Below are 22,259 nucleotides of genomic sequence, written 5' to 3' on the forward strand. Positions count from 1 at the left end.
CCTTCATTCGAGGGAGCGGCTTTTTTTATTACTTCAGTTTAGTCGTATCGACTCGGCTTGGGGTATCCTTGCCCGAAATAATAGTCGTGGCGCTCTTCGCGATGGCCTTGATGATTTCGGTCATATTATCAAGGTCCAAAGTTTGAACTTCATCACTCGCCTTGTGGTAATTAGGTTCGCTGTCCATCTTTGACGTTGAAATCGTATGGGCTGGTACGCCTAGCTCTGCAAGCGTGGCATTGTCTGAGCGGTAGAACAAGTTTTGGTCAGTATAGGGATCTGGGTAAAAAGTAAACGGAGATCCGACTAAATTTTGCTTCAGGATTTCGCCCATCGACGACTTCTCATAGCCCGTAATGTAGGCACTATTTTTTCCCCACTTGCTTTCTGTGCCGATCATCTCCAGATTGAACATAGCCATTACCTGATCCGGATTAAATTGCTTCGAGAAATACTGACTTCCATGTCCGCCACTTTCCTCCGCAGTGAAGGCTGCGAAGATCAAGGTACGTTCGTTATCGCGTTTCTTCGCATAGTATTTTGCCAGCATCATCACGGCGGTTGTACCAGCGGCATCATCGTTTGCTCCGTTATAGATGGAATCCCCTTCTACCGGTTTACCAATGCCTAGGTGGTCATAGTGGCCAGAGAAGATCACGTATTCATTCGGGCGGGATTTGCCGGGTAGGATGCCTACGACGTTTGATAATTGCAACTTCTCTACTTGTTGGGTTGCCGTTACTTTGAATGTCGAAGGAATATCGTTCGCTACCACGAAAATAACCGTGGGCTGGCTTTCTTTTAAGGGGCCCCTGTTAGATAAACGCGGGATATACTTAGCAAAGCTTTCGTGAAGAAAGACAATGGTTGCCTTCTTGGCATTGAGGAGGCGGTAGGCGTTTTGGCCAAAGTTCTCTCCTTCCTTGATGCTCGCCACTTCGAAACCCGATTTTTCATCGATCTGAATGGAGGCCTCTTTCGAAATGATGGCCACTTGCTTGTCTACTAAGACCTTCCCTTCTAGGGTACCGGATGCACTCAGGAGTTTAGATTGATACATCAAAAACGACTGCAAATAGGTGCCATTCGTCTTTTGTAAACCTGCTTTATCGAATTCTTCCGCGATAAATTTGGCGGCTTTTTCGATGCCCGGCGTGAAGGGTTTTCTGCCCGCCAGTTCGTTCGAGGCTAAATAGGTTTCGATGCGCTCAGTTTCTGCGCGCGTAATGATTTTGTCAATTTTCTGCGCTTGAGCTAGCAAGGGCAGCGCTAAGAGTAGTAAGATTTTTTTCATCGGAAGAATTTAATTCCGACAATATTACACAATTATCTACAGAAAGGGATTCCCCCATTTCTTATTCGTGTACACATCCTTTCCGGTTAGGGTACGTAAAAAGGCGACCATGGCATCGATTTCCGCAGGGGTCATTTGAAGGTTTTGGCCTATATTATTCGGCTTCAAACGGGCGTCTAAATTCGTATTCCTCGGTCCTGCCGCAATCGTATTATAGTGATTTAATACCTGGCGAATGGTCTGGGAGGCTGCGGTGTGCATAAAAGGAGTATTCGCCACACCCGATGCATTCAAAATATCGCGTAAAGAAGGGGAACGCGTATTGTCCAGATCGATTTGCGTGCTTCCAATCACGCCGATGAAACCATTGTTTCGGGAGTTCGGATCAATGTCAAACTCCGGCGCTTGGTGGCAACCTTGACAGCCAAAACCACCCCCAATTCGTTCGCTATTTCCGTTGAAAATAGGCGGCGCTAAAAACAGGTTTTTACCCGCATTTTCTTGTGCCGTAAAGTTAGGGAAAGGGGCACCGTCATTTGGCACTTGTGCGCGACCTACATCGTATTTCGAATCGAAGGATTGAATACTACGAATGAATTGAGCTAAAGCCGTCTGCATCCGCGCTTCTGTAATCGTGGCATCGCCATAAGCGAGTTTAAATAATTCCTTGTAATACCCTATTCCTCCTAGTTTTGTGATGAGGGAGGTCATGTTGCCGCGTCCGGTTTGGCCACTAAAACCTAATTCCAAATGATCCTGAATGGGCATGGTCGTCTGGGCCTCTAAACTAGCCGCCCGTTCATTCCAAAAAAACTTCGCCTCATTCGCAAAACGCGAATTAATCAAGCGCATCGAATGGCGAATCGTGCGGCCGTTATCCACCCCTAAACTAGACACCGCGGTATCCCCAAATGCAAATTCCTGCTTGTGACAACTCGCACACGAAAACCCGTTATTAACACTGAGATTCTTATCATAAAACAAGACCCGACCCAAGGTGGCGACTTTATCTGTAATCGGATTCGCCGCGGTATTATCCTTGTTCACGTAGGCGGGTTTCCCCTGTGCTGCGTAATTTTCTAAGGCCGCCGGATCAATCGATAAGGCTTTTTTAATCTCGGTATAGGGATCCGCCGTTACGGCCGTGTCGAGCGCGTCTTTACAGCTGAAAAGAAGAAGAGATAGAAGCAGGGAATAATAGCGCATAGGATTGAATTTTTACCTAAACGTAAAGGTAAGAGATTAGTATGCTTACAGGCAGTCTAGTAGACGTTTCTTAAGATCCCGGCGATGAATAGACTAAGGTTGACTTATATCAAAGTCCAAAGGTAGCAGATCCGCCATCCCGATTTTTCCCATTTCGCCTCGCATTTCGATGGAATAGGGGTTCATTATTTATCTTTGATTAAATTTAAGCAAATAAATTCAAGAATGACTCATCGCCTGTTTTCTGAGCCCCTTACGTCCTCGAATACCCTTGCGCTAGATCTCAGTGCTTCGAATCAGGAGTTGAATCCGGCTATCTTCGGGGACATCTCGTCTTTTTGCGCGTATATTAATCAGAAATTAGGGGCCAAAACCGGTGTAGGCGGCTACCTCGAACACCGGGTTATCTATGAGGCACACGATAATTTCGCCACGGCTTCCGCGGATTTTAGGAACATCCATTTAGGCATTGATTTTTGGACAGATGCAGGAACACCTGTTTTCGCTGTGGCGGATGGCGTGGTACACAGTTTTCAGGTCAACCTGGGTTCTGGGAATTATGGACCTACCATCATTTTACACCACCCCGCTCTGGGAATTTATAGCTTGTATGGGCACTTAGCTTCTACAGATCTGGAAGGTCTGTACGAGGGAATGCCTATTTCTGAAGGACAGGTACTTTGCCACCTGGGAGAGCCGCACGAAAATGGTGGCTGGCCTCCGCATTTACATTTTCAATTGATCCGCGATATGCAGGGTTTTCACGGGGATTATCCAGGTGTTTGTTCTCAGCGGGATCTCGACTTTTATGCGGGGAACTGCCCAGATCCCGCTAGTTTTTACCGCCCCTAAACGGTAATAGGCTGGTGAAAATCACCGCCTATTACATATTATTCTATCATTTTTTAAACTCGTCTTCGCTAGGGCTTTTTGGTGGTGATTTCAATCACGCCATTCGCTCCTCTTTCAGCATATTTAGTTGTCGCTTTTTCGCCTTTCAACACATTCATTGATGCGATATTGTTCGGGTTGATTTTGTTCATATCTAGATCCGATGTGATGACGCCATCGATGACGATGAGCGGTTTTTCTTTAGGAGAAGTAGCGGTATTACCCACTTTCTCTGCCCGAAATACCACTTGTTTTCCCTCACTATTTCTACCTTTGAATTCTACCGTGGTTGAATCGATAGTAATCCATTTGACTTCAGAACCTGAGCCGTGTAAAGTGAGAACCGGCGGAGTCGGCGGCGCTGGCGCACCGGCTGGTGGTGGCGGAGGTGGCATGTCACGCGTGGCTACCGTGAATACTTTCTTGCCAGTTTTAGGATCAGAAAAAGTAGTGGAATCTGGACGCATGGTAACTGTGAATTGAGCAGCTTCCTCTTTCTTTGATTTGGGCTTTTGCGCGCTTAATTGAAAAGAGATTACGATTAAAGAAATGGCAAATAGGGGCAATACGGCCACCTTTCTGAGGTAGGCATATGTAGGGGTTTTTGAGGTTGTTAACATAATAATTCTTCGTTTAATGGATGAATAATAAAAGGAATGACTCGGGTTTAAAAAATGATTACCGTAATAGGTTTGTAAAAGCATTTTGGCAAAAGCATCCACTTCACCCGTGCCCACCGCATCCCGGTCAGCAATGAATTCATGAATATTTTGCAGTTCTTTTTGAATGATCCAATTGAAAGGATTCATCCAGAAAATCGCACAAATAAATTGAGAAAATAAGCGATCCCAGGTGTGTTTTTGGCGAATGTGGACGAGCTCGTGTTGCAGCATTTTCTGGCCGTTCTCCTCTTCTATGGAGATGGATTTTTTCCAAAAAAGATTCGAGAAAAACGAGAACGGCGCCTCCTCTAAGTCCGTTTCGATAAAAGTAAAATCGCCCATCTGGGTTTTACTATGTATCGCTTTCAATCGGAAAATCCGAAGGACGGAATAGGCTAAATAAGAGAGCAATAAAACACTGATTACACCCATAGCCATCATTTCCCAAGGAATGTGTGCTTCCTGAACGGGAGCGCTTGAGCTATACATCAGGTATTTCAATGCGGGAGTCGCTGCTACTTCTTCTTCATAAACGCCTAATGTTAAATGCACCATAGGAAAAACGACACTCAAGGCCATCGACGCTAATAAATAATAGCGATTATAGGAATGGTAAATGGTGTTCTTCAAGAATAGCGAATAATAACCGAAGAAAATTCCTGCATAGATCATCGATTTCAACAGGTAAATAAATGTATCATTCATCGCCTTTCGATTTAAGGTTTTGCAATAGCAATTCTAGATCTTCGATGGACATCTGCTTTTTGTCGACTAAATAAGAAACGACATTCGCGTAAGATCCATCGAAAAAAGATTCAGTTAGACCGGCCATTCTTTGGCCTGAATAATCCCGCTTCGAGACCTTCGCAGAATACAAGTTGTTGCGATTCGGATTCGTGATTTGCACAAAGTCCTTCTCCACTAAAATCTTCAACAAAGTCGCGACCGTATTCGAATGCGGTTTAGGTTCTGGCAATAGCTCGATGATGTCTTTTAAGAATCCGCCGTCTGACAAATTCCAAATCACTTGCATCACCTGCTCTTCTGCCTGTGTTAGTTTTTTCATCTTTTCGTATTTCGTTGAGGCAAATGTATAACTAAATTTTTAGTTACAAAATATTTCTAACTATTTTTTTAGTTATTTTTTATTTTATCAATAAGCTGTTCAGATGGAATGGAAAAGTCAAAATTTCTATCGAAATTTAATCCGATATGATACACGAAATCGCTACTTGCCTCTGGTTTGATAAGAATGCAAAAGAGGCTGCTGACTTCTACAAGAGCACATTTTCAGGTTTTGAACCTATTTCAGAAAATCCAATGGCGGTTAACTATCGCTTATTAGGTCGTCGTTTTATGCACCTGAATGGGGGACCAGGTTATCCGATAAATCCATCTATTTCGTTTTTTATCAACCTAGAAGAGGAGAATGAAATCCGAGAGACTTGGGAAAAATTAACCAAAAATGGCACCGTTTTGATGGATCTAAACTCCTATCCTTGGAGTCCGCTCTATGGCTGGTGCGCAGATCAATTTGGCGTGAATTGGCAGATCATGAAAAATCATGAGTCGCACGAAAAGCTGGCACCTAACTTGATGTTCAATGGAGCGAACAACGGCCAGGCCTCAGAAGCAATTGATTTCTACACCTCACTTTTCCCCAATTCAAAGATTCTATTTAAAGCACTTTACGAAAAAGGTGAACACGATACAGAAGGGAATGTAAAATATTCTCAGTTTACGTTAAATGGGAAACCCTTCCATTTAATGGAGAGTTCGATGGATCATCAGCATAACTTTAACGAGGGTGTTTCGATGATGGTAACGGTGGATACGCAAGAGGAAATTGATCAGCTGTGGGATAACTTAGTCGAGGGAGGAGCACCAGGAAGATGCGGTTGGTTGAAAGACAAGTATGGGGTTTCTTGGCAGATTGTCCCATCTATTTTGGGCAAATTAATGACGAATCCAGAAACCGCTCCCAAGGCAACTTATGCGTTTTTGCAGATGTCTAAGTTTGTCATCGCGGATTTAGAGAATGCGGTAAAATAAAAAAGGGGGCACTAAAAGCGCTCCCTTTTTCCATACCCTTTTCAACAAAAATTCTACTATTTTTTTTCAGCGGCTTGTTTAGCAGCCATTTCATCTACGACAAATTTTGTATCAAAGAAATTAATCTCTTGCGTCTCTTTGTCATTCTCCCATTTTAATGCCTGGTGAATATTCGTAGTAATATCTTTACCTGAATAACGGCCTTTTGCATGCCAAGTTCCCCACACATTTGTCCAGGTTTCACCGTTATTAATCTTCAAAGTGACTACGCGTAAGAACGTAAAATGCGGATTCTCCCAAAAAGACTTATTAGCCGCAAAGTCTGCCAAATACGCTTTTTTACCTTTGATGTCTGGAATCGTATCACTTGGATAAAACACCGCAATATCATCCGCTAATTCATCCCACTTATAGGTCGTGTCACCAGACATCGCCGCTTTAATCTGGTTTTGAATAATTTGCGATTTTTCATCAGTAGAAGAGAAGGTGCCTCCTAATGAATCTGCGCTTGCTTCTGTAGAAGCGGCGGAATCTTGCTTCTGTCCGCAAGAGAATAAAGCTGTTGCAACAGCCATGATCATGATTATTTTTTTCATCGGTATGTTTATTTAGTAGATAAGGCAATTTTAGTAATCATCGTAGCAGTCATCGTTCTTTTAACCGTTACTTGCTTCATGAATTCTTCTGGAGAAATGCCTAAAGCTTTTGGAATAGCTTTGTAATAGCTGTCTGAGAATTGATCTAGGTTAGATAATTTTTCCACACTTTGAACTGTAGTATAATTAAACTTCACCTCATCGGAAGAGGGATAAAGATTTTTATACAAAGACCAGCCAGAAATATTTCCAGCAGCTACTCTTTCCTCGTGTACTTTTTGAACTTTTGTTTCAAATGCTTCGTAAGCAGCAGCATCTGATACTTTCATCATATCAAAAATGATATAATGATCTTTGTTCGTGCCGGGATTTGTTCCTGTAATTTTCTTACCTATGGAATGGCGAAGAATGGTTTGTGTACTTATAGTAGCGGCTGCTAACTTCTTAAGACCTGGATCTGTTTTTAACAAACTTCCAAATAATTCCATCGGATAAAGGTGGATTTTATCTAAATCGGAACCCCAGTTTACGGTCATGTAATCGAAATCAATTCCTTCTGATTTGATGTTGTTATAAGGAACATACATGGCCCATCCACCGATAAGACCGGCCGCTTTACGTGCCTCGTGAATAGGAAGATATTGCTTCTCGATTGCGATGGCATCATCCAATGTTTTACCAGGTTGTAATTTGTGATACGCTACCATGGTGTAACGCGTTTGTGCGAAAGTCGCTGCAGATACGAGCAGGACAAGGGCTAATGAGGTGAGTAGTTTTTTCATTTTTTTAGGTGTTTGATTTCTCGAACCTAAAAATATTCCGCTCCAAAGAAAAAAATAGATGATTCTAAGATGTTCCAAAATCCGAAAAGGGAACAAATCTGCTTAGTGCGGCAAAGATGAAATCCAATTCCGGACTAGTTCAACTCCCTCGTGATGAGTGAGTTGTCTTCCTAACTCCGGCATCATCACGCCTGGGTCGCGGGAGGCCATTCGATAGGGTAAAATACTTTGATCAGGCTTGCCTGGAACGATGTCATAACTCAGATTTCCGGAACCTCGGCCCGCTGCCACTGGGGGTTTTAAGAACCCGTAGGCCGTCCGATCTTTCGAATTCCAATCCAAATAAAGGCCAGAAGATCTGGCCGGACCCGTCGCATTATGGCAGTGCGCACAGTTGATATCGAGGTAGGCTTTCACACGATCATCGAGTGATGCAGATGCGTCCGAATAATTGACGAGGGCGGGAATGTGGTCTTTGGGCAAGCCCTTTAATAGCCCCGCTGTTTCCCATTTTTGTAATTGATGTCCATCGTTTAATTGTCTAACGGACGGACCAATGGGAGTCATTTCGCCGGAGCGCTCGTGGCAACCTTTGCACTGGTTCATATTAGGGACTTGGTACACAAAGGATTGCTTTTTACCGGAGCCATCTATCCAGGCCACTTCATCACTTCCGCCGGCCACTTCGAGTACGGCCTCAGTTTGTTCTTTGTTCCAAATGTAGGGTAGGGCCACCCAGCCTTTGGACTCATGTAATAAAACCCGAGTCTCCATCAAACGACGGCCCTTTTTCGGGTTACGTTCATCGATAGGATAATAAAAAGTTTTAACGATGGCCGTGCCCACGGGAAATTGCAGAACTGAATCGGGATTGTAATTAGCAGATTGACCTTCCGGTAGTTTTATGAAGCGCAATTTAGACGCATAATCAGAGAAAAGGGGGGAATTCAACGCATAGGGCATGACGCCATCGACGGGGATTTGGTCCTTCAAAAGACCTTTGAAAAAGCCATAATCAGAGAGGTTTTCTCTGTAATTTGACTCCGCCGAAACCAGGCCAAAAAAAGCTAAAAATAATAGGCAGAATATCCGCATTAGAATTTCACCGATTTAACGTTTTCTAAATCACAGTCGAAGAGATCTTTGCCTTGCTTCAAACCTTTGAAATTATTTTCTGCATCGAGGAAAGCCGTACTTTGGTTGACATTATCTTTCACACAAATCGAATAATGTAAGGGGTATTTTCCGTCGGTTCCGACCTTTGCTGGATTCAAAATACCATCATAAACCACCGCTGGAACTTGGCGTCCGAAGCGTAAAACGAAGCGGTACATTTTACCAAAACGGCTATCCATCGGCGCGCGTCTCGGCATACGTTCAAAGGTATTGTGGTGGATCGAAACGGCCGTCGGATAAGGATCGTATTCCTTGTCCTTAATCGCATTTTCGGTCATGTAGTAAGAGATAATCGCGACACCAATCGTCGCGTGATTGATGATTTGGTTTTCGAAAAACTCGACATTACTCGTTGCTAACACCATCATCCCCGTTCCCTTCGGCACGTTGCCTACGATGTTTCCTTTCGGTGCGAAATTCGCTAGATTATTTTCTTTCACTAAGTTGTGATGGACGCGAACGTGACCGCCCTTTTTTTGAACTAAATCAGGCAAGTCAAACACCAAAATTCCGCCCGTATTTCCGATCGCCTTGTTATTGTACACATCTGCATACAGGGAATTTTCGATCTCGATGCCGGCGACGTTTTGGTAAGCTTCTGAATTGCGAACGATAATATGTTTCGATTGCCCCACGTAAATACCTGCATCCGATGCCCCGATGGCGATGCAAGAATCAATCAACACATGCTCGCATAAAACAGGATAGAGCGCGTAAGAGCCATTCGTCGCCTTCGGTTTTCCCGTCCAAGCGGCTTTTATTTTTCGAAACGTAATGCCTTTCACATTCATCGTTTTGATCAAATCCCCTTTCGAATCCTCCGTCGTCATGTTTTCGATGACGATGTTTTCGCAGTTTGAAACTTTAATCCCCTCGGCTCCCTGGGTTTGACCTTTGAAACTAAGGATGGTTTGATCGATCCCTTTCCCCCGTAAGGTAATGTTCTTTTTACCTTCCAAAGACAAGCTTTTCGTCAGCTGAAAACGTCCCGCCTCGATCTCAATTGTAGAGCCATCCTCGGCTAAAATCAGACGTTTCTGTAGGTTTTTTTCGAAGTCCGCTTGGCCTAAGGCGGTGAAGCAGAGTAAAAATAAAAGGTATTTCATCCGGTTTACATTAATTGTTCGGTATCGATCTCCATAAAATCCTCCACTAAAGGTATAAAAAAGTCTTTCACGAAGGCATCATGCTGAGGATGAATCGAATAGGCCTGGTAAATTTCGTTCGAAGCAAACTCCATGGAGAAGCCGTATTTGAACTTGTTTTTTGTGCTGGTTTGGCGAGAAACTTCCATTTTTTCTACCCCGTTTATGTCTTCTAAAGCCTTTAAGGCAACGAAGAATTCGTGTTTTTGCGATTCTGAAACCGTGGGTTTGAAATTAAAAATGCCTGCGTGTCTGATGCTCATTCGTATAGGTTTAGGCGACTAAAATACAGAATTCAAGGTATAATTTAGCAAAAAGAGCCTTTATCTAGTAAATTGAGGCAAAATCTAAACCTATGAAAAAAATTCTCCTCCTAATCCTTATGAGCATTTCCATATCCCAGGCCCAAACCGCGCCTGCACTCGAGTATTTCTGCGACTTAAAAGTGAAGCTTGATCCTGCACTCATTGTGGGTGAAACACCACACGGAACGCGCCGCATTATTCCCATCATAGGTGGTACTGTAGAGGGCCCTAAAATTAAAGGCGAAGTGTTGAATGGAGGAGCCGATTGGCAAGTGTTGCGTACCGATGGGGTGACCGAGTTAGAGGCGCATTACCAATTTAGAACGGATGACGGGACCTTGATATATGTGAAAAATACGGGAATTCGTGCGGCTACACCCGAAATTGCAGCGAGAATAGCGAAGGGTGAAAAAGTAAATGCGAACGAATATTATTTCCGTGCAACGCCTAAATTCGAGGCGCCTAAAGGCAAATACGATTGGGTAAATAATAGCCTATTTGTGTGCACGGGAGAACGCTTACCGGATTACGTGTTAATTCGTGTTTGGAAAGTCATGTAATTCTTATGAGAGCAATACAAGTCCTGATTATTCTGATCTGTTTTCTGTGCAATATGCTGGATGGCATGGATGTACTCATTATTTCCTATACCGCTCCGGCGATTGCGAAGGCTTGGAGTATTTCCCCGGCGAACTTGGGAATTGTTTTTAGTTCTGGCTTGGTCGGAATGACGGTGGGAGCGATCTTTTTAGCGCCTTTGGCGGATCGTTTTGGGCGTAAGCCATTGATGATTTTAGCCGCGCTGATTATGGGGTCTTGTATTTATTTGACCTCTTTTGCGACCGACATTAATGTGTTAATGATCTACCGATTTATTAGTGGACTTGGTATCGGAACGATGATGGCGAGTACAGCGGCGATTACCGCGGAATATGCGCCTGTTTCGACACGGGATTTTTGGGTGAGTACGGTGGTGGCGGGCTATCCGGTGGGTGCTGTTTTAACGGGAATTTCATCGGCTAAAATTATCGCAGAAAGTGGTTGGGAGCACCTGTTTCAACTAGCTGGAATTGCGACGTTTTTAGTCGTGCCTATCTTATTATTTTTATTGAAAGAGTCGGATGAATTTAAGGCCAAAGCAAAGCCAGAAGATGCGAAGCTCAGTGCCCTTTTTACGGCTGAATATAAGTGGAGCACTTGGCAGCTTTGGGGTGCTTTATTTTTGTCATTTACCACGCTTTATTTTTTGATGAACTGGATTCCAAAACTAGCCACTAATGCAGGCCTATCGATGGAATTAGCCATTTATTCAGGGACGATTTTTAATCTAGGTGCCATCGTCGGCATTCCGGTTCAGGGCTATTTTTCGAGTCGTTTTGGATTGAAAAAATCAATCGGAACCTTGCTTTTGATAACTGCCGTTTTATTAGGAATTTTTGGTCTATTTTCTGGGTCCAATTTAATCCTAGTTGTCTTGTTTTTCCTCGGGTTCGGGGTGCAAGGAAGCTTCGTCGGATTGTATGCCGTAGCAGCTCGCATGTATCCAACAGCTTTCCGTTCTACCGGTGTAGGTTGGGCCATTGGTATGGGACGTTTAGGCGGAATTATTGGGCCTGTTTTGGGTGGATTATTAGTGGGCTTAGGTTTTGGGATGGCACAAAGTTTTATCTTCTTTGCTCTTCCTTCCTTTATCGCTGGACTTATTACTTTAAAAATTAGCGCCAAAACCATATCCTAATGCGCAAACACAATTTCTTTCCCGGACCTGCTACCTTACCTTTTGAAGTCATCCAAGAGGCCGCTGCAGGTTTAGTTGATTACCATGGAATGGGCGTTTCAATTGCTGAAATTAGCCATCGTTCCCCTATTTTCACGGATTTATTAGACGAGGCAAACGCCCTCGTTAAAAAACTATACGGCCTATCGGATGACTGGGCGGTGCTTTGGCTACCAGGTGGTGCTTCAAGTCAGCTAACCGTGGCGCCGATGAACTTAACAGAACCATCAGATGAGATCGCTTTTGTGGACACAGGCTTTTGGGCAGATCGCGCCATCGAAGCGGCATCAAACGAAGCAAATGCTTTTTATTTAGCTTCCTCTAAAGACACAAATCACGATCGAATTCCGAAGATTACAGATGTCCAAGGTGCGCGTTATTTACACGTAGTTTCAAACGAAACCATCGACGGAACTCAGTACCATCAATTCCCTGAAGTGGATGTTCCCTTAGTGGCAGACATGACATCCGATTTTCTTTCTAGGCCTTTGCCGATGGAGAAGTTTGGGGTAATTTTTGCATCTGCCCAAAAGAACTTTGGGATAGCGGGAATTACCTGTGTTTTGGTAAATAAAAACGTACTGCCCGATAAAAGCAGTCGGAAGATTCCAAAGATTTTTGATTACCACACGCACATTGCAGAGAACTCATTGTATCACACGATTCCAACTTACCCCGTCTATGTGGCGCTATTAATGTTGCGCTATATCGATAAGCAAGGGGGTCTGGCAGAAATGCAACGACTAAGTCAGGTGAAGTCTTCGCTAATTTATAGCGAAATTGATCGCAATCCGCTTTTACAAGGAATCGTGGTGACCGAAGATCGCTCCGTAATGAACGCTTGCTTTAAAAGTCAATCGCTCGAAATGGATCAGCAAATCCTGCGCTTTTTAGAGCAAAACGATATCGTAGGAATTAAAGGATTTCCTACCAAAGGAGGGTTTAGAGCCTCCATTTACAATGGCCAGTCAGTGGAAAGCGTGGCACATTTAGTTGAATTATTACAAAATTTGCCGCTATGAAAATATTGATTGCTGGAGGTGGAATTGGGGGATTAGTGACGGCGATGCGCTTGCATCAAGCTGGTTTTGAGGTGAAGGTTTTTGAGTCGGTGGAAGAAGTAAAACCACTGGGTGTAGGGATTAATTTATTGCCTCATGCGGTGCGCGTTTTAACAAATATCGGTCTATTAGATAAAGTTGCCGCCATCGCTGTGGAGACGAAAGAGCTGGTTTATGCGAATCGTTTTGGGCAATTTTTTTGGTCTGAGCCTCGGGGTAAATTTGCTGGATATCGCTGGCCACAATTCTCGATTCACAGAGGGAAGTTTCAAGTGATGCTTTGGGAAGAAACCCTCAAAACGATAGGCACAGAAAACCTGAAAACGAATTGTCACTTACAGTCATTTGAAGAAAAAGGGGACAAAATCACAGCCACTTTTATCAACAAAGAAACGGGAGAAATCATCGCAAAAGAAGAAGGCGATATTTTGATAGGTGCGGATGGAATCAACTCCGTTTTGCGTCAAACCTTGTATCCAAACGAAGGCAGCGTCGTCTTTTCAGGCAACATTTTATACCGCGGAACTGCGCTAATGAAACCTTATAAAACGGGTTCTTCGATGGCCATGATCGGTTCCATGAAACAGAAAATGGTCATCTATCCGATAGGCGAGCCCGATGCAGAAGGGAACCAAGTCATCAATTGGGTGGCGAACGTTCGTGAGCCAGAAGGCGCCAAAATCACGGTGCGAGATTGGAATCGAAAAGTCGAAAAAGAGCCCTTATTAGCACTCTACAAGGACTGGAAATTCGACTGGATTAATGTGCCCGAGATGATTGAGAAAACAGACGGAGGGATCTTTGAATTCCCCATGTCAGATCGCAATCCGCTAGACAAATGGTCCTTCTCTCGCGTCACGCTTTTAGGAGATGCAGCACATCCGATGTATCCAATCGGATCCAATGGCGCATCACAAGCGATATTAGATGCAGACGCGTTAGCATTAGCTTTACTGGCTGAAAAAGATGTCATGAAAGCACTGCAAAATTACGATGCGGAACGTGTTCCTGCGACCGCAAAAGTGGTATTACAAAACCGCCAAAAAGGTCCCGACTTTATCATGGACTTAATGGAGGAACGCTTCCCAGCTGGGTTTAGCGAGGAAGAAATTCCACACGAGGAACTACAACAAATTATGAATCAATATAAACAAGTGGCAGGTTTTGATATCCAAAGCCTGAACGCTAAATCGTAAAACTATGAAAAGACGTCATTTTATTGCCTCAGCTGGCTTGTTAGCAAGCACAGGAACTGTTAGTGCAGCCGCAGCCGCTAAAAAACCATTATTGCACCACGTGTTTTTTTGGTTAAATAATCCGGCTTCAGAAGAAGACAAGCAGCAATTAATCAAAGGACTGAAAGCCTTAAAAGGAATTCCGACAATTAAAGAAATCCACATCGGAACTTTGGCTTCGACTGAAAAACGTGACGTAGTCGACACGAGTTGGGACGTTTCTGAATTGATGTTTTTCGATGATGAGGCTGGCCAAAAAGTCTACCAAGATCACCCTATCCACGTCGATTTCGTAAAGAATTATGCGCACTTGTGGAAGAAGGTAATCGTGTACGATTCAATTGATGCCTAGGTGAAAGTACACATTCTAAATGGGGATTGTTTGCAGTATGTCTTGCAAGCAGAAAATGCGCTCGTCGTTCGAGAAATGCTGGTGGAAGGCCCATTAAAGGCTGATTCAGAAGAGCGTTTTTTTCAATTGCGCGCTGACTATTTAGAAAAAACATACGGTATTCCTGCATCAGAATACCAGCAAAAAACGGTGTCAGAATTCAAAAAAATGCACCACATTCCGAAGCATTCTGAGGTATATCTGTGGTTCGATTTTGACCTTTATTGCTTCGTACATTTATTGTTCATCATTGAATTATTACAAGCGGATAAAACGCTCCAATTGTATGTAGTTCGCCCACTCCGTAAAAGAAAATTCCGAATTTGGCGCGGATTTGATCTGCATACAAAAGATGATTTGATGCAGGCATTCTCACAAAAGACACCGCTTTCTAGAAAGGATATTCAAGCTTTTAGACACGTTTGGAAGCGACTAGGCAAAAAGGGTTCTGGACTACATCATCGCTTAGTCCCTTTCCTTCAGAAACACCTACAGGACTATCCTCAACTTGAAAAAGCAACGAAAATCGAGGCTCGCTGGGGCTTAACGGAAGGGCAAATTACCCGCATTCTTTCCTAAAATTTGTTCCCAAATCCGAAAAGGGAACATATGCGTGTTTCAATTACAGTTAATAGAGATTAATTGTACGTTCTTTGGTCATATTTTAACTCTTTTAAATAACCAAAGAAATGAAAAAAATTGTTCTATTATTCGTCCTTGCGGGAAGCATTTTCGCTTGTACTAAAAAGGAAGACGGTGCAGCAGCAGCAACCACTTCAACTGACCCATCCGTAGTTTTAGCTGGAGTTGTAATCGATACATCTGCTAACGTAGGCTTAGTTATGAAAGCGATAACGGCGATCGAAGCGGGTGACTCAGCTACCTACCGTTCAACTTATTCTCCAGATGTCGTTTTCCATGATAACCTAGATTCGATGGGAATCAATGAGAACATGCAAATGTTTAAAATAATGGCAGAAAAAGGCATTAAATTAAAAATTGAAATGGGGCCAGTTTGGGAAAATCAATTTGATAAGCCTTCCAAGAAAAAGGGTTACACAAACTATGTGATGAGTAAGTGTAAATTCATTTTTACAAGGGGAGAAAAGAAATCGGAAATGGTCGTTTTCGCAGTAGATGCGATCAGAGATGGTAAGCAAGTAGAAGAGTGGTTACACTATGACAGAAGTGCTTTTGTTGAAATCTCTAAGTAATTGAGTTAATGCAGCGCCCTGCGGGCGCTGCATTTTTTTCTGTCCTATCTCCCCCTAGGACACCCACTTCGTTTTCTTTTTGTACTTTAGTTGCAAACCTATTGAAACATGAAAAAACGAATCCTCGCAGGACTACTGATTGCGTTCTCATTTATCGCACAAGCACAAGTAAAAATCAACAAACTACAGGTAGAATACCAGACTGCTCCACTTGGTTTAGATGAGGCTCATCCGCGTTTTTCATGGCAAATGGAATCCCCTGTTCGCGGAGAAAAACAAAGTGCCTATCGCATTGTGGTGCAAGACGAAACGGGGCGGACAGTTTGGGATTCAAAAAAACAAAACACCTCCATTTCTTTAGGAATTACGTATTCGGGCGAAGCACTGAAAGCTAAGACGGCTTATCGCTGGACACTGGAGGTTTGGAATGGGAAAAATGTGAAAACATCACAAAAGGCAAATTTCGAAACAGGACTAATGAACCCTTCAATCGATGCCTGGAAAGGGGCAGACTGGATCGGATCCAATGACCTGAATTTTTACAGTCATTACTTGTCTGTTTACAAATTTCAATACGGTGTTCAGATCGATAAGGGGACGAAGGCTAGCTTTATTTTTGGGGCAAATGATCCCCGTTTACAAAACCGAAATCTGAATATTCAGGAGGTGGCAAGCGCTCAGAATCAATCCTATGTCAAACTAGAATTAGATATATCCGAGCTAGCTAAATCAGATTCAGGACAAGCCTATTTGCAAATTTACCGCGTAGGATACGATAAAAAAGACCGCGCAGATCAGGCATTTAAAAGCTTTAAAATCCCCGTTAACATCATTAACCAATCGAATAAATCCGAAAAACATACCGTGTATGCGGAGTGTAATTTCGGCGTGTTTGATTTCTATATCGACGCGGTGGACAAGGAACACAAGATTAATCCTACCGATAAAAACGCGAATATTTTTGCGCCCTCCGGCGTGAATCTTAACCCGATCGGTGCTGGGAATAATTTCATCAGTTTTCCGATGCTTTCGGATATTGGATTTGCGACTCCCGAAGGAGAATCGGCCCGTTTTTCAGAGGTAATTATCCGCAATTTTAGACTGCCGAGTAATCCCTTATTTCAAGCATCAGAGAATCCTGGTTTGTGGAAAGAGCTAGGCTACGATGGTAAAGCCTTCACCGTTTCCGGGAAATTTAGCGTAGCTAATCCAAGTCGCCACGCCGCACCGATGTTGCGTACTAAATTCGCATCAACAGAAGGAAAAACGATTAAAAGTGCGCGCATGTATGCGACGGCGAGAGGAATTTATGAATTGTATTTGAATGGGAAACGCGTGGGGGATGAGTTTTTTAACCCAGGATTAACGCAGTACAATAAGACACATACCTACCAGGTTTTTGACGTGACTTCGCTATTGAATAAAGGCGTGAACGCCTGGGGAGCTTGGTTGAGCGAGGGCTGGTGGAGTGGAAATATTACGTTTAGCGGGGACAATTGGAACTATTTTGGCGATCGTCAATCGCTCTTAGCTACGCTCGAAATTCGTTACACGGACGGAACGGAACAAGTCATTCAGACGAATCCTGGTAACTGGAAAACCTTCACAGATGGTCCCATTCGTGTGGGAAGTTTCTTCCAAGGAGAGGTTTTCGATGCGCGAAAAAAAGCGGCTATCGAAGGTTGGGCTACGACAAATTTCAATGATAAAAATTGGGCCCCAGCTGCAAAAATCGACTTGGCTGGAACGAGCTTTGCCTTGGATTATAAGGGCATGAAACTCGTTAATCACCTGGATGATCGCGTAAGCGTTCAGCAGGTATTACAAGCAAAATCAATAGCGGAGCCTAGAAAAGGAGTTTATGTGTATGATATGGGCCAAAACATGGTCGGATTTCCTAAGATTTTTATCAAAAATGGAAAGCCGGGACAAGTCATCACGATGCGTTTTGCCGAAGTTTTATACCCTGATTTAGCCGAATACGCTGGCCAAAAAGGAATGGTCATGCTCGAAAATATCCGAGCAGCACTTGCTCAAGACATCCACATCCTGCAAGGAGGCGACGAATATATTCAACCTCGCTTCACCTTCCACGGTTATCGATATCTCGAAATTACCGGTGTAGACCAAGCTCCGGCATTAGCTCAAGTAGCTGGAATCGTACTTTCATCCGTGAAAAATATCAGCTCTTCTTATGAGACTTCGGACCCGATGGTGAACAAACTTTGGTCGAACATTACCTGGTCGATGCGCTCGAATTTCTTATCGATTCCGACCGATACCCCTGCTAGAAATGAGCGTATGGGATGGAGCGGCGACATCAACGTTTTCTCGAAAACTGCGACCATGATGGCTCCGGTAAACAACTTCATGCGCCGCCACTTGTTAGGCATGCGCGATGTGCAACGAGCGGATGGCCGTTTCACGGACGTGGCTCCGATGGGCGGTGGTTTTGGCGGAACTTTGTGGGGAAGCGCAGGCATTGTGATCCCATGGGAAACGTATTTGCAATACGGCGATAAGGCGATGCTGGCAGAACATTATGATGCCATGAAACGCTACATGACATTCTTGGATTCGAAAGTAAAAGACGGTATTCTGAACGAGGGCCCATTAGGGGACTGGCTCAGTCCGGAGGGAAATAAAAATGACAATACCTTGTTTTGGATGGCCTACCAAGCGGCTGATTTAGCTATCGTTTCGAAGGTCGCACGCGTGCTAGGTTTTACGGCAGAGGCTGATAATTATTTAGCCCAAAGCGAAGCTAAAAAAATCGCCTTCAACGAAATTTATGTAGACAAGACCAACTTCAAAACTATTAAATCTGGAGTTAAGACAGGGTTCATGGGAGCGCCAAATGACCGTGTCAGCACCGAATCAACCGACAAAGGACAGCTCATGGATACGCAGGCGTCTTATGCGATTCCTTTGGCCTTAGGAACATTCAACGCAACTAATGCCCCTCGTGCTTTAGCCCATTTAGTCTCTGCGGTCACTCGTTCGAATACAGATGATCAAGGAGTAGCTCGTCCTCCTTATTCGTTAATGACCGGATTCATCGGTACCGCATCCATTTCCGAGGCGCTTTCAGCGAACGGAAAACATGACATCGCCTATGGATTATTGACGAATAAAACCTATCCTTCTTGGTTGTATTCAGTAGCAAATGGGGCGACTAGTATTTGGGAAAGGTTAAATTCCTACACGATTGAAAACGGGTTCGGAGGGAACAATAGTATGAACTCGTTTAACCATTATTCTTTCGGAGCTGTGGCGGCCTGGATGTACACACACTCGCTAGGTATACAACGCGATGAAGCATCCCCAGGTTACCAGCATTTCATCTTACAGCCTACGCCGGATCCGACGGGCAAAATTACCTTTGCAAAAGGTCATGTAGAAACGATGTACGGCACCATCAAAAGTGAATGGAGAAAGAACGGAAATCAGACAACGTACCGATTCTTAATTCCTGCGAATACCTCAGCACAGGTAAAACTTTTAGGTCAAAAAATAGTGAAAGGCTTGGCGGGTGTTAAAACAAAAACCAGCACGGATCGAATCGAAATCGAACTCAGCGCTGGCCTGTATGAAGTGGTCCTGGAGTAGTTTAGCCTAACGCAATCCATAAATCTTCATACTCCGCATCGACCAAGGGGTAATGTCGTCCGCGGCTGCCGTGACTCCGTCCGCTAATTTCAAGCGCAAAAACTTAGTCCGGGTAGGCGGAAGTGCTACGATATTATCGCCTTGATTAGTCTTCACGTTTGCCTGAACGACCTTCCAATCTGTTCCGTTTGTGGATGCTTCGACTAGCAGGTTTCGCGGATAAGTATGGGTGAATTCAGGAGCTTCCCCTGCTTTCGGTCTTATCCCTTTTTTGAAACCAGAGGTAGAGGTAAAATGGAATTCGGATAGCATGTATTCTGATGGAAATTCCACCTGAAATACCATGTCTTTCTCCTGCGTTTTTCCTGTCGACCAGCCCTCGTAATTGAAGGCGCTTTTAGGTGAAGCGTTCCCGCCCACGCGAGTGGATGAGGTGTGGGTAGCATAGAATTTCCAGCTTTGGTCCGGTATAAATTCTACCGGCACTTGCTTCAATAAAGACTCAAATTTATACATCCCAGCCTGCTTATTTGTATTCGCCCGAATCGCTGCTACCTGCTGTGGTGTGACGAAAGAGGCGTCATTTGATAAGCCATTTCGGATGTAAGAAACCACGTCCGAAATCCATTGATCTGACTGCTCTTTCATAGGTTGCATCAAACCGCCTGCATAGGTTTTACCTTCAATGGCTCCTTCTAAGCCGTGCAAGATAACGCGCACCGCATACTCCGGATGTTGTTGAATGCGGAAGGATCCTGCCAAAGCCGGAGCTAACAATTTCCCATCTCCCATCTGCTTTCCCATCCCATCATTTCCATGGCATTGAGAGCACAATTCAGCGAACACTAATTCGCCTCTTTCTAAAATACCCTTCTGCTCCTTACTCAATTCTGGCCCGTTAAATGGCGCGTTGTTTCGCGACTTCGGTGGCGCAATAATTTGCTCGCCAATCAACTTCACCCCGGCCGATTTATTCGAAGCCAAAGTCGTTTTGATAGCGGTTTCATGTTCCGGAATTTTCAAAAATTTCTGCGAGAAAATCGCCTGCATCACCACTTCATTATCAGTATCTTTCAAGGCTTTATTGTACACATCCGCTAAGCCTTTTTCGCCTGCTTTGTACAAAGTCTCTGAAGCCTTTAGGGCTTGGATTCGAATGCGCGAATTTGCATCACTCGCTAATTTCGTAACCGTGGAAACTTTCAAAGCACCTAGCCCTTCTAAGGTCCAAATCGCATGAATACGAGCATTCACATTCGTTCCTTTCAAAGCCATCGCTGTTAATGCTGGCACCACCGTTTTATCTTGACGTTGCACTAAAACTTGTTGCGCCATATCACGCCACCAACCATTGGGGTGGTTTAAATAAGTTACTAAAGTCGCGGACTTGTCATCATACATCCGTGGCTGTTTCGTATCACGCTTAAAGCCCTCGTGACTTAATCGCCAAATACGTCCCAAACCCACCACTTTGTCTAATTTATACTGCTCAATTTTTGTTCGCAAGTATGAGCCTTTTGGAGTCCACTGTCCTTCCTGAATGATTCCGTGATACATATCTACGATGTACATGGTTCCGTCAGGAGCCGTGGCCATATCGATAGGTCGGAAAAGGGGATCAGTAGAGCGGATGAACTCGGATTTTTGATCTTGGTAGGCGTTGTGTAAAGTAGTTAAACCTTCTGTCTTTACCGGATTGATTTGGCGGACAATACGCGCCACTGGTTCTCCATAAAAGAGCTGACCACGAAGAGATGCCGGCAAACGATCGCCTCGGAAAATATCATTTCCGGCAGAACCAGTCACTCGATTTAGGGAGCCATCTGGCTGGCGAATCTCATCCATTCCACCTTGCATATCGGATACTTTTACCGGCGCACCATAAGGGATAACGAAGCCTGGCGCAAGTTCGTTAGGCACCTCAAAATTGCCATATTGAATCGGAAATTGGAAGTGCGAGGGAACACCTGAGGCGCCACCTTGGAAGTATAATTTCCCATCGTCATCTTGCGTAATTCCCCACTGGGCACGGTTTGCGCCCGTTTTTTCGCGAATGATGCCATTAGGGGTTTCACGGATACGGAATGCATTATAGGTCGAATAAAGCCAGTTGTCCATGCCGTAAAACAAGAAAGCTTGCTGGTGTTCTACGTTCCCAGAACGACCATATTTGTTCGTGAAAAACTCTTTTTTATCGGCCTTGCCATCACCGTTTGTGTCCGTGTATTTGTAGATATTGTCTTGATCTGACTCCATCGTCAAAACGCTGTTTTTGCCATAGGGCAAGACGAAACGAGGGAAGATTAATCCGTCCACGAAGGCAGTTCCGGTTTCGTAAACTCCGTCATTATTTTTGTCTTCCCAGCGTGAAATACGGCTGGTCGGTTCAAGCTCATTTTTGGAATCCGCATCTAACATGTAGGATCTGAGTTCCAAAACATACATCCGCCCATTCCCGTCAAACACAATTTCTGCAGGCTGTTGAATTTGTGGCTCAGCTAAAACCGGCTGCATTTGATAGCCTACCGGAAGTAAAAACTTCTTCAGCTGTTCGTCGATGGTCAAAGGCTGCACCGGATCTTTAGGCGCTAAATCAATCCCTTTCCAGTTCTCATCATTTGGATCAACTCCGTCCGGAATCTTCAGCGTGTCAACTAAAGTAGTGCGAGTAGAAGAGGAATGAAAGGAGGCCAAAAGAGCCAGCGACAGCATTCCTGCCAAAGATAAAGCGGCTAATTTTTTCATGTAGGTTTAGAATTTTACACAAGGAATACAGAATTTCATTGAATAACAATAGGTTACACGGAATTATCAGGTCAAGCCATCCTTCGCAAAAATGAGTATCTTCGTTTTAAGATCTATA

General features: G+C 44.0%; 20 protein-coding genes. 10 read left to right on the forward strand and 10 right to left on the reverse strand.

Annotation, left to right across the window (positions count from 1 at the left end):
* Nucleotides 1–28 precede the first annotated feature (28 nt).
* Together V7S74_RS05790 and V7S74_RS05795 are read right to left on the reverse strand one after the other, a co-directional pair.
* Complete coding sequence (locus V7S74_RS05790) at nucleotides 29–1,294, reverse strand: M20/M25/M40 family metallo-hydrolase (protein WP_406777827.1); 1,266 nt, start codon at nucleotides 1,292–1,294, stop codon at nucleotides 29–31.
* A 36-nt stretch (nucleotides 1,295–1,330) separates the two neighbouring features.
* Entirely contained in the window at nucleotides 1,331–2,500 is a 1,170-nt protein-coding gene (locus V7S74_RS05795; RefSeq protein WP_406777828.1) for a cytochrome-c peroxidase, read from the reverse strand.
* 225 nt (nucleotides 2,501–2,725) lie between these two features.
* Here V7S74_RS05795 and V7S74_RS05800 point away from each other — a divergent pair, with 225 nt between their 5' ends.
* Nucleotides 2,726–3,352, forward strand: a complete 627-nt coding sequence (locus tag V7S74_RS05800; protein ID WP_406777829.1) for a peptidoglycan DD-metalloendopeptidase family protein — start codon at nucleotides 2,726–2,728, stop codon at nucleotides 3,350–3,352.
* Between the two features lie 68 nt (nucleotides 3,353–3,420).
* Here V7S74_RS05800 and V7S74_RS05805 read toward each other — a convergent pair whose 3' ends face one another.
* Both V7S74_RS05805 and V7S74_RS05810 read right to left on the reverse strand, forming a co-directional pair.
* Entirely contained in the window at nucleotides 3,421–4,758 is a 1,338-nt protein-coding gene (locus tag V7S74_RS05805) for a M56 family metallopeptidase (protein ID WP_406777830.1), read from the reverse strand.
* Complete coding sequence (locus V7S74_RS05810; protein WP_406777831.1) at nucleotides 4,751–5,119, reverse strand: BlaI/MecI/CopY family transcriptional regulator; 369 nt, start codon at nucleotides 5,117–5,119, stop codon at nucleotides 4,751–4,753. Before V7S74_RS05810 ends, V7S74_RS05805 begins: the two co-directional genes overlap by 8 nt.
* 146 nt (nucleotides 5,120–5,265) lie before the next feature.
* Here V7S74_RS05810 and V7S74_RS05815 point away from each other — a divergent pair, with 146 nt between their 5' ends.
* Nucleotides 5,266–6,105, forward strand: coding sequence for a VOC family protein (locus V7S74_RS05815; RefSeq protein WP_406777832.1), 840 nt, complete (start codon nucleotides 5,266–5,268; stop codon nucleotides 6,103–6,105).
* 56 nt (nucleotides 6,106–6,161) lie between these two features.
* Here the strand turns inward: V7S74_RS05815 and V7S74_RS05820 are convergent, their stop codons facing one another.
* The 5 genes from V7S74_RS05820 to V7S74_RS05840 form a co-directional block, all read right to left on the reverse strand.
* Nucleotides 6,162–6,701, reverse strand: coding sequence for a nuclear transport factor 2-like protein (locus V7S74_RS05820; protein ID WP_406777833.1), 540 nt, complete (start codon nucleotides 6,699–6,701; stop codon nucleotides 6,162–6,164).
* Nucleotides 6,702–6,709: 8 nt separating this feature from the next.
* The gene (locus tag V7S74_RS05825) at nucleotides 6,710–7,483 is read right to left on the reverse strand and encodes a hypothetical protein (protein ID WP_406777834.1); all 774 of its coding nucleotides are present in this window, start codon (nucleotides 7,481–7,483) and stop codon (nucleotides 6,710–6,712) included.
* Between the two features lie 102 nt (nucleotides 7,484–7,585).
* Nucleotides 7,586–8,578: an SO2930 family diheme c-type cytochrome gene (locus V7S74_RS05830; RefSeq protein WP_406777835.1), complete on the reverse strand. Its 993-nt coding sequence runs from the start codon at nucleotides 8,576–8,578 to the stop codon at nucleotides 7,586–7,588.
* A complete protein-coding gene (locus V7S74_RS05835) occupies nucleotides 8,578–9,765 on the reverse strand; it encodes a parallel beta-helix domain-containing protein (protein WP_406777836.1) in 1,188 nt (395 codons plus the stop codon). The genes V7S74_RS05830 and V7S74_RS05835 overlap by 1 nt, the downstream gene beginning before the upstream one ends.
* Before the next feature lie 5 nt (nucleotides 9,766–9,770).
* Nucleotides 9,771–10,067 carry a Dabb family protein gene (locus tag V7S74_RS05840; RefSeq protein ID WP_406777837.1) on the reverse strand — a complete coding sequence of 99 codons (297 nt, stop codon included), beginning with the start codon at nucleotides 10,065–10,067 and terminating at the stop codon, nucleotides 9,771–9,773.
* Between the two features lie 92 nt (nucleotides 10,068–10,159).
* Between V7S74_RS05840 and V7S74_RS05845 the strand changes: the two genes are divergently transcribed.
* The 8 genes from V7S74_RS05845 (at nucleotide 10,160) to V7S74_RS05880 (ending at nucleotide 19,396) form a co-directional block, all read left to right on the forward strand.
* Nucleotides 10,160–10,669: a DUF3237 domain-containing protein gene (locus V7S74_RS05845; RefSeq protein ID WP_406777838.1), complete on the forward strand. Its 510-nt coding sequence runs from the start codon at nucleotides 10,160–10,162 to the stop codon at nucleotides 10,667–10,669.
* 5 nt (nucleotides 10,670–10,674) lie between these two features.
* Nucleotides 10,675–11,847 carry an MFS transporter gene (locus V7S74_RS05850; protein ID WP_406777839.1) on the forward strand — a complete coding sequence of 391 codons (1,173 nt, stop codon included), beginning with the start codon at nucleotides 10,675–10,677 and terminating at the stop codon, nucleotides 11,845–11,847.
* Nucleotides 11,847–12,908 carry a 3-phosphoserine/phosphohydroxythreonine transaminase gene (serC, locus tag V7S74_RS05855; RefSeq protein WP_406777840.1) on the forward strand — a complete coding sequence of 354 codons (1,062 nt, stop codon included), beginning with the start codon at nucleotides 11,847–11,849 and terminating at the stop codon, nucleotides 12,906–12,908. The genes V7S74_RS05850 and serC overlap by 1 nt, the downstream gene beginning before the upstream one ends.
* A complete protein-coding gene (locus V7S74_RS05860; RefSeq protein WP_406777841.1) occupies nucleotides 12,905–14,143 on the forward strand; it encodes a flavin-dependent oxidoreductase in 1,239 nt (412 codons plus the stop codon). The genes serC and V7S74_RS05860 overlap by 4 nt, the downstream gene beginning before the upstream one ends.
* Nucleotides 14,144–14,147: 4 nt before the next feature.
* On the forward strand, nucleotides 14,148–14,534 hold the full coding sequence (locus V7S74_RS05865) for a Dabb family protein (protein WP_406777842.1): 387 nt from the start codon (nucleotides 14,148–14,150) through the stop codon (nucleotides 14,532–14,534).
* Complete coding sequence (locus tag V7S74_RS05870; protein ID WP_406777843.1) at nucleotides 14,535–15,152, forward strand: DUF1835 domain-containing protein; 618 nt, start codon at nucleotides 14,535–14,537, stop codon at nucleotides 15,150–15,152.
* A 110-nt stretch (nucleotides 15,153–15,262) separates the two neighbouring features.
* Nucleotides 15,263–15,787 carry a hypothetical protein gene (locus tag V7S74_RS05875; protein ID WP_406777844.1) on the forward strand — a complete coding sequence of 175 codons (525 nt, stop codon included), beginning with the start codon at nucleotides 15,263–15,265 and terminating at the stop codon, nucleotides 15,785–15,787.
* A gap of 108 nt (nucleotides 15,788–15,895) precedes the next feature.
* Nucleotides 15,896–19,396 (forward strand): family 78 glycoside hydrolase catalytic domain, encoded by a 3,501-nt coding sequence (locus V7S74_RS05880; RefSeq protein WP_406777845.1) that lies wholly within the window; start codon nucleotides 15,896–15,898, stop codon nucleotides 19,394–19,396.
* A gap of 6 nt (nucleotides 19,397–19,402) precedes the next feature.
* On the opposite strand, the gene V7S74_RS05885 is transcribed toward V7S74_RS05880, so the two are convergent.
* Entirely contained in the window at nucleotides 19,403–22,141 is a 2,739-nt protein-coding gene (locus V7S74_RS05885) for a DUF7133 domain-containing protein (protein WP_406777846.1), read from the reverse strand.
* Nucleotides 22,142–22,259: the final 118 nt, after the last annotated feature.

The organism is Aquirufa novilacunae (genome assembly GCF_045310505.1).
GTDB classification, from domain to species: Bacteria; Bacteroidota; Bacteroidia; order Cytophagales; family Spirosomataceae; genus Aquirufa; species Aquirufa novilacunae.

What these genes read in the sequence shown, in the direction of transcription:
- V7S74_RS05865 (WP_406777842.1), top strand. Translation starts at nt 14,148, where the DNA reads ATGAAAAGACGTCATTTTATTGCCTCAGCTGGCTTGTTAGCAAGCACA.
- serC (WP_406777840.1), top strand. Translation starts at nt 11,847, where the DNA reads ATGCGCAAACACAATTTCTTTCCCGGACCTGCTACCTTACCTTTTGAA.
- V7S74_RS05800 (WP_406777829.1), top strand. Translation starts at nt 2,726, where the DNA reads ATGACTCATCGCCTGTTTTCTGAGCCCCTTACGTCCTCGAATACCCTT.
- V7S74_RS05820 (WP_406777833.1), bottom strand. Translation starts at nt 6,701, where the DNA reads ATGAAAAAAATAATCATGATCATGGCTGTTGCAACAGCTTTATTCTCT.
- V7S74_RS05810 (WP_406777831.1), bottom strand. Translation starts at nt 5,119, where the DNA reads ATGAAAAAACTAACACAGGCAGAAGAGCAGGTGATGCAAGTGATTTGG.
- V7S74_RS05875 (WP_406777844.1), top strand. Translation starts at nt 15,263, where the DNA reads ATGAAAAAAATTGTTCTATTATTCGTCCTTGCGGGAAGCATTTTCGCT.
- V7S74_RS05830 (WP_406777835.1), bottom strand. Translation starts at nt 8,578, where the DNA reads ATGCGGATATTCTGCCTATTATTTTTAGCTTTTTTTGGCCTGGTTTCG.
- V7S74_RS05835 (WP_406777836.1), bottom strand. Translation starts at nt 9,765, where the DNA reads ATGAAATACCTTTTATTTTTACTCTGCTTCACCGCCTTAGGCCAAGCG.
- V7S74_RS05860 (WP_406777841.1), top strand. Translation starts at nt 12,905, where the DNA reads ATGAAAATATTGATTGCTGGAGGTGGAATTGGGGGATTAGTGACGGCG.
- V7S74_RS05825 (WP_406777834.1), bottom strand. Translation starts at nt 7,483, where the DNA reads ATGAAAAAACTACTCACCTCATTAGCCCTTGTCCTGCTCGTATCTGCA.
- V7S74_RS05880 (WP_406777845.1), top strand. Translation starts at nt 15,896, where the DNA reads ATGAAAAAACGAATCCTCGCAGGACTACTGATTGCGTTCTCATTTATC.
- V7S74_RS05840 (WP_406777837.1), bottom strand. Translation starts at nt 10,067, where the DNA reads ATGAGCATCAGACACGCAGGCATTTTTAATTTCAAACCCACGGTTTCA.
- V7S74_RS05850 (WP_406777839.1), top strand. Translation starts at nt 10,675, where the DNA reads ATGAGAGCAATACAAGTCCTGATTATTCTGATCTGTTTTCTGTGCAAT.
- V7S74_RS05790 (WP_406777827.1), bottom strand. Translation starts at nt 1,294, where the DNA reads ATGAAAAAAATCTTACTACTCTTAGCGCTGCCCTTGCTAGCTCAAGCG.
- V7S74_RS05795 (WP_406777828.1), bottom strand. Translation starts at nt 2,500, where the DNA reads ATGCGCTATTATTCCCTGCTTCTATCTCTTCTTCTTTTCAGCTGTAAA.
- V7S74_RS05845 (WP_406777838.1), top strand. Translation starts at nt 10,160, where the DNA reads ATGAAAAAAATTCTCCTCCTAATCCTTATGAGCATTTCCATATCCCAG.
- V7S74_RS05885 (WP_406777846.1), bottom strand. Translation starts at nt 22,141, where the DNA reads ATGAAAAAATTAGCCGCTTTATCTTTGGCAGGAATGCTGTCGCTGGCT.
- V7S74_RS05815 (WP_406777832.1), top strand. Translation starts at nt 5,266, where the DNA reads ATGATACACGAAATCGCTACTTGCCTCTGGTTTGATAAGAATGCAAAA.
- V7S74_RS05805 (WP_406777830.1), bottom strand. Translation starts at nt 4,758, where the DNA reads ATGAATGATACATTTATTTACCTGTTGAAATCGATGATCTATGCAGGA.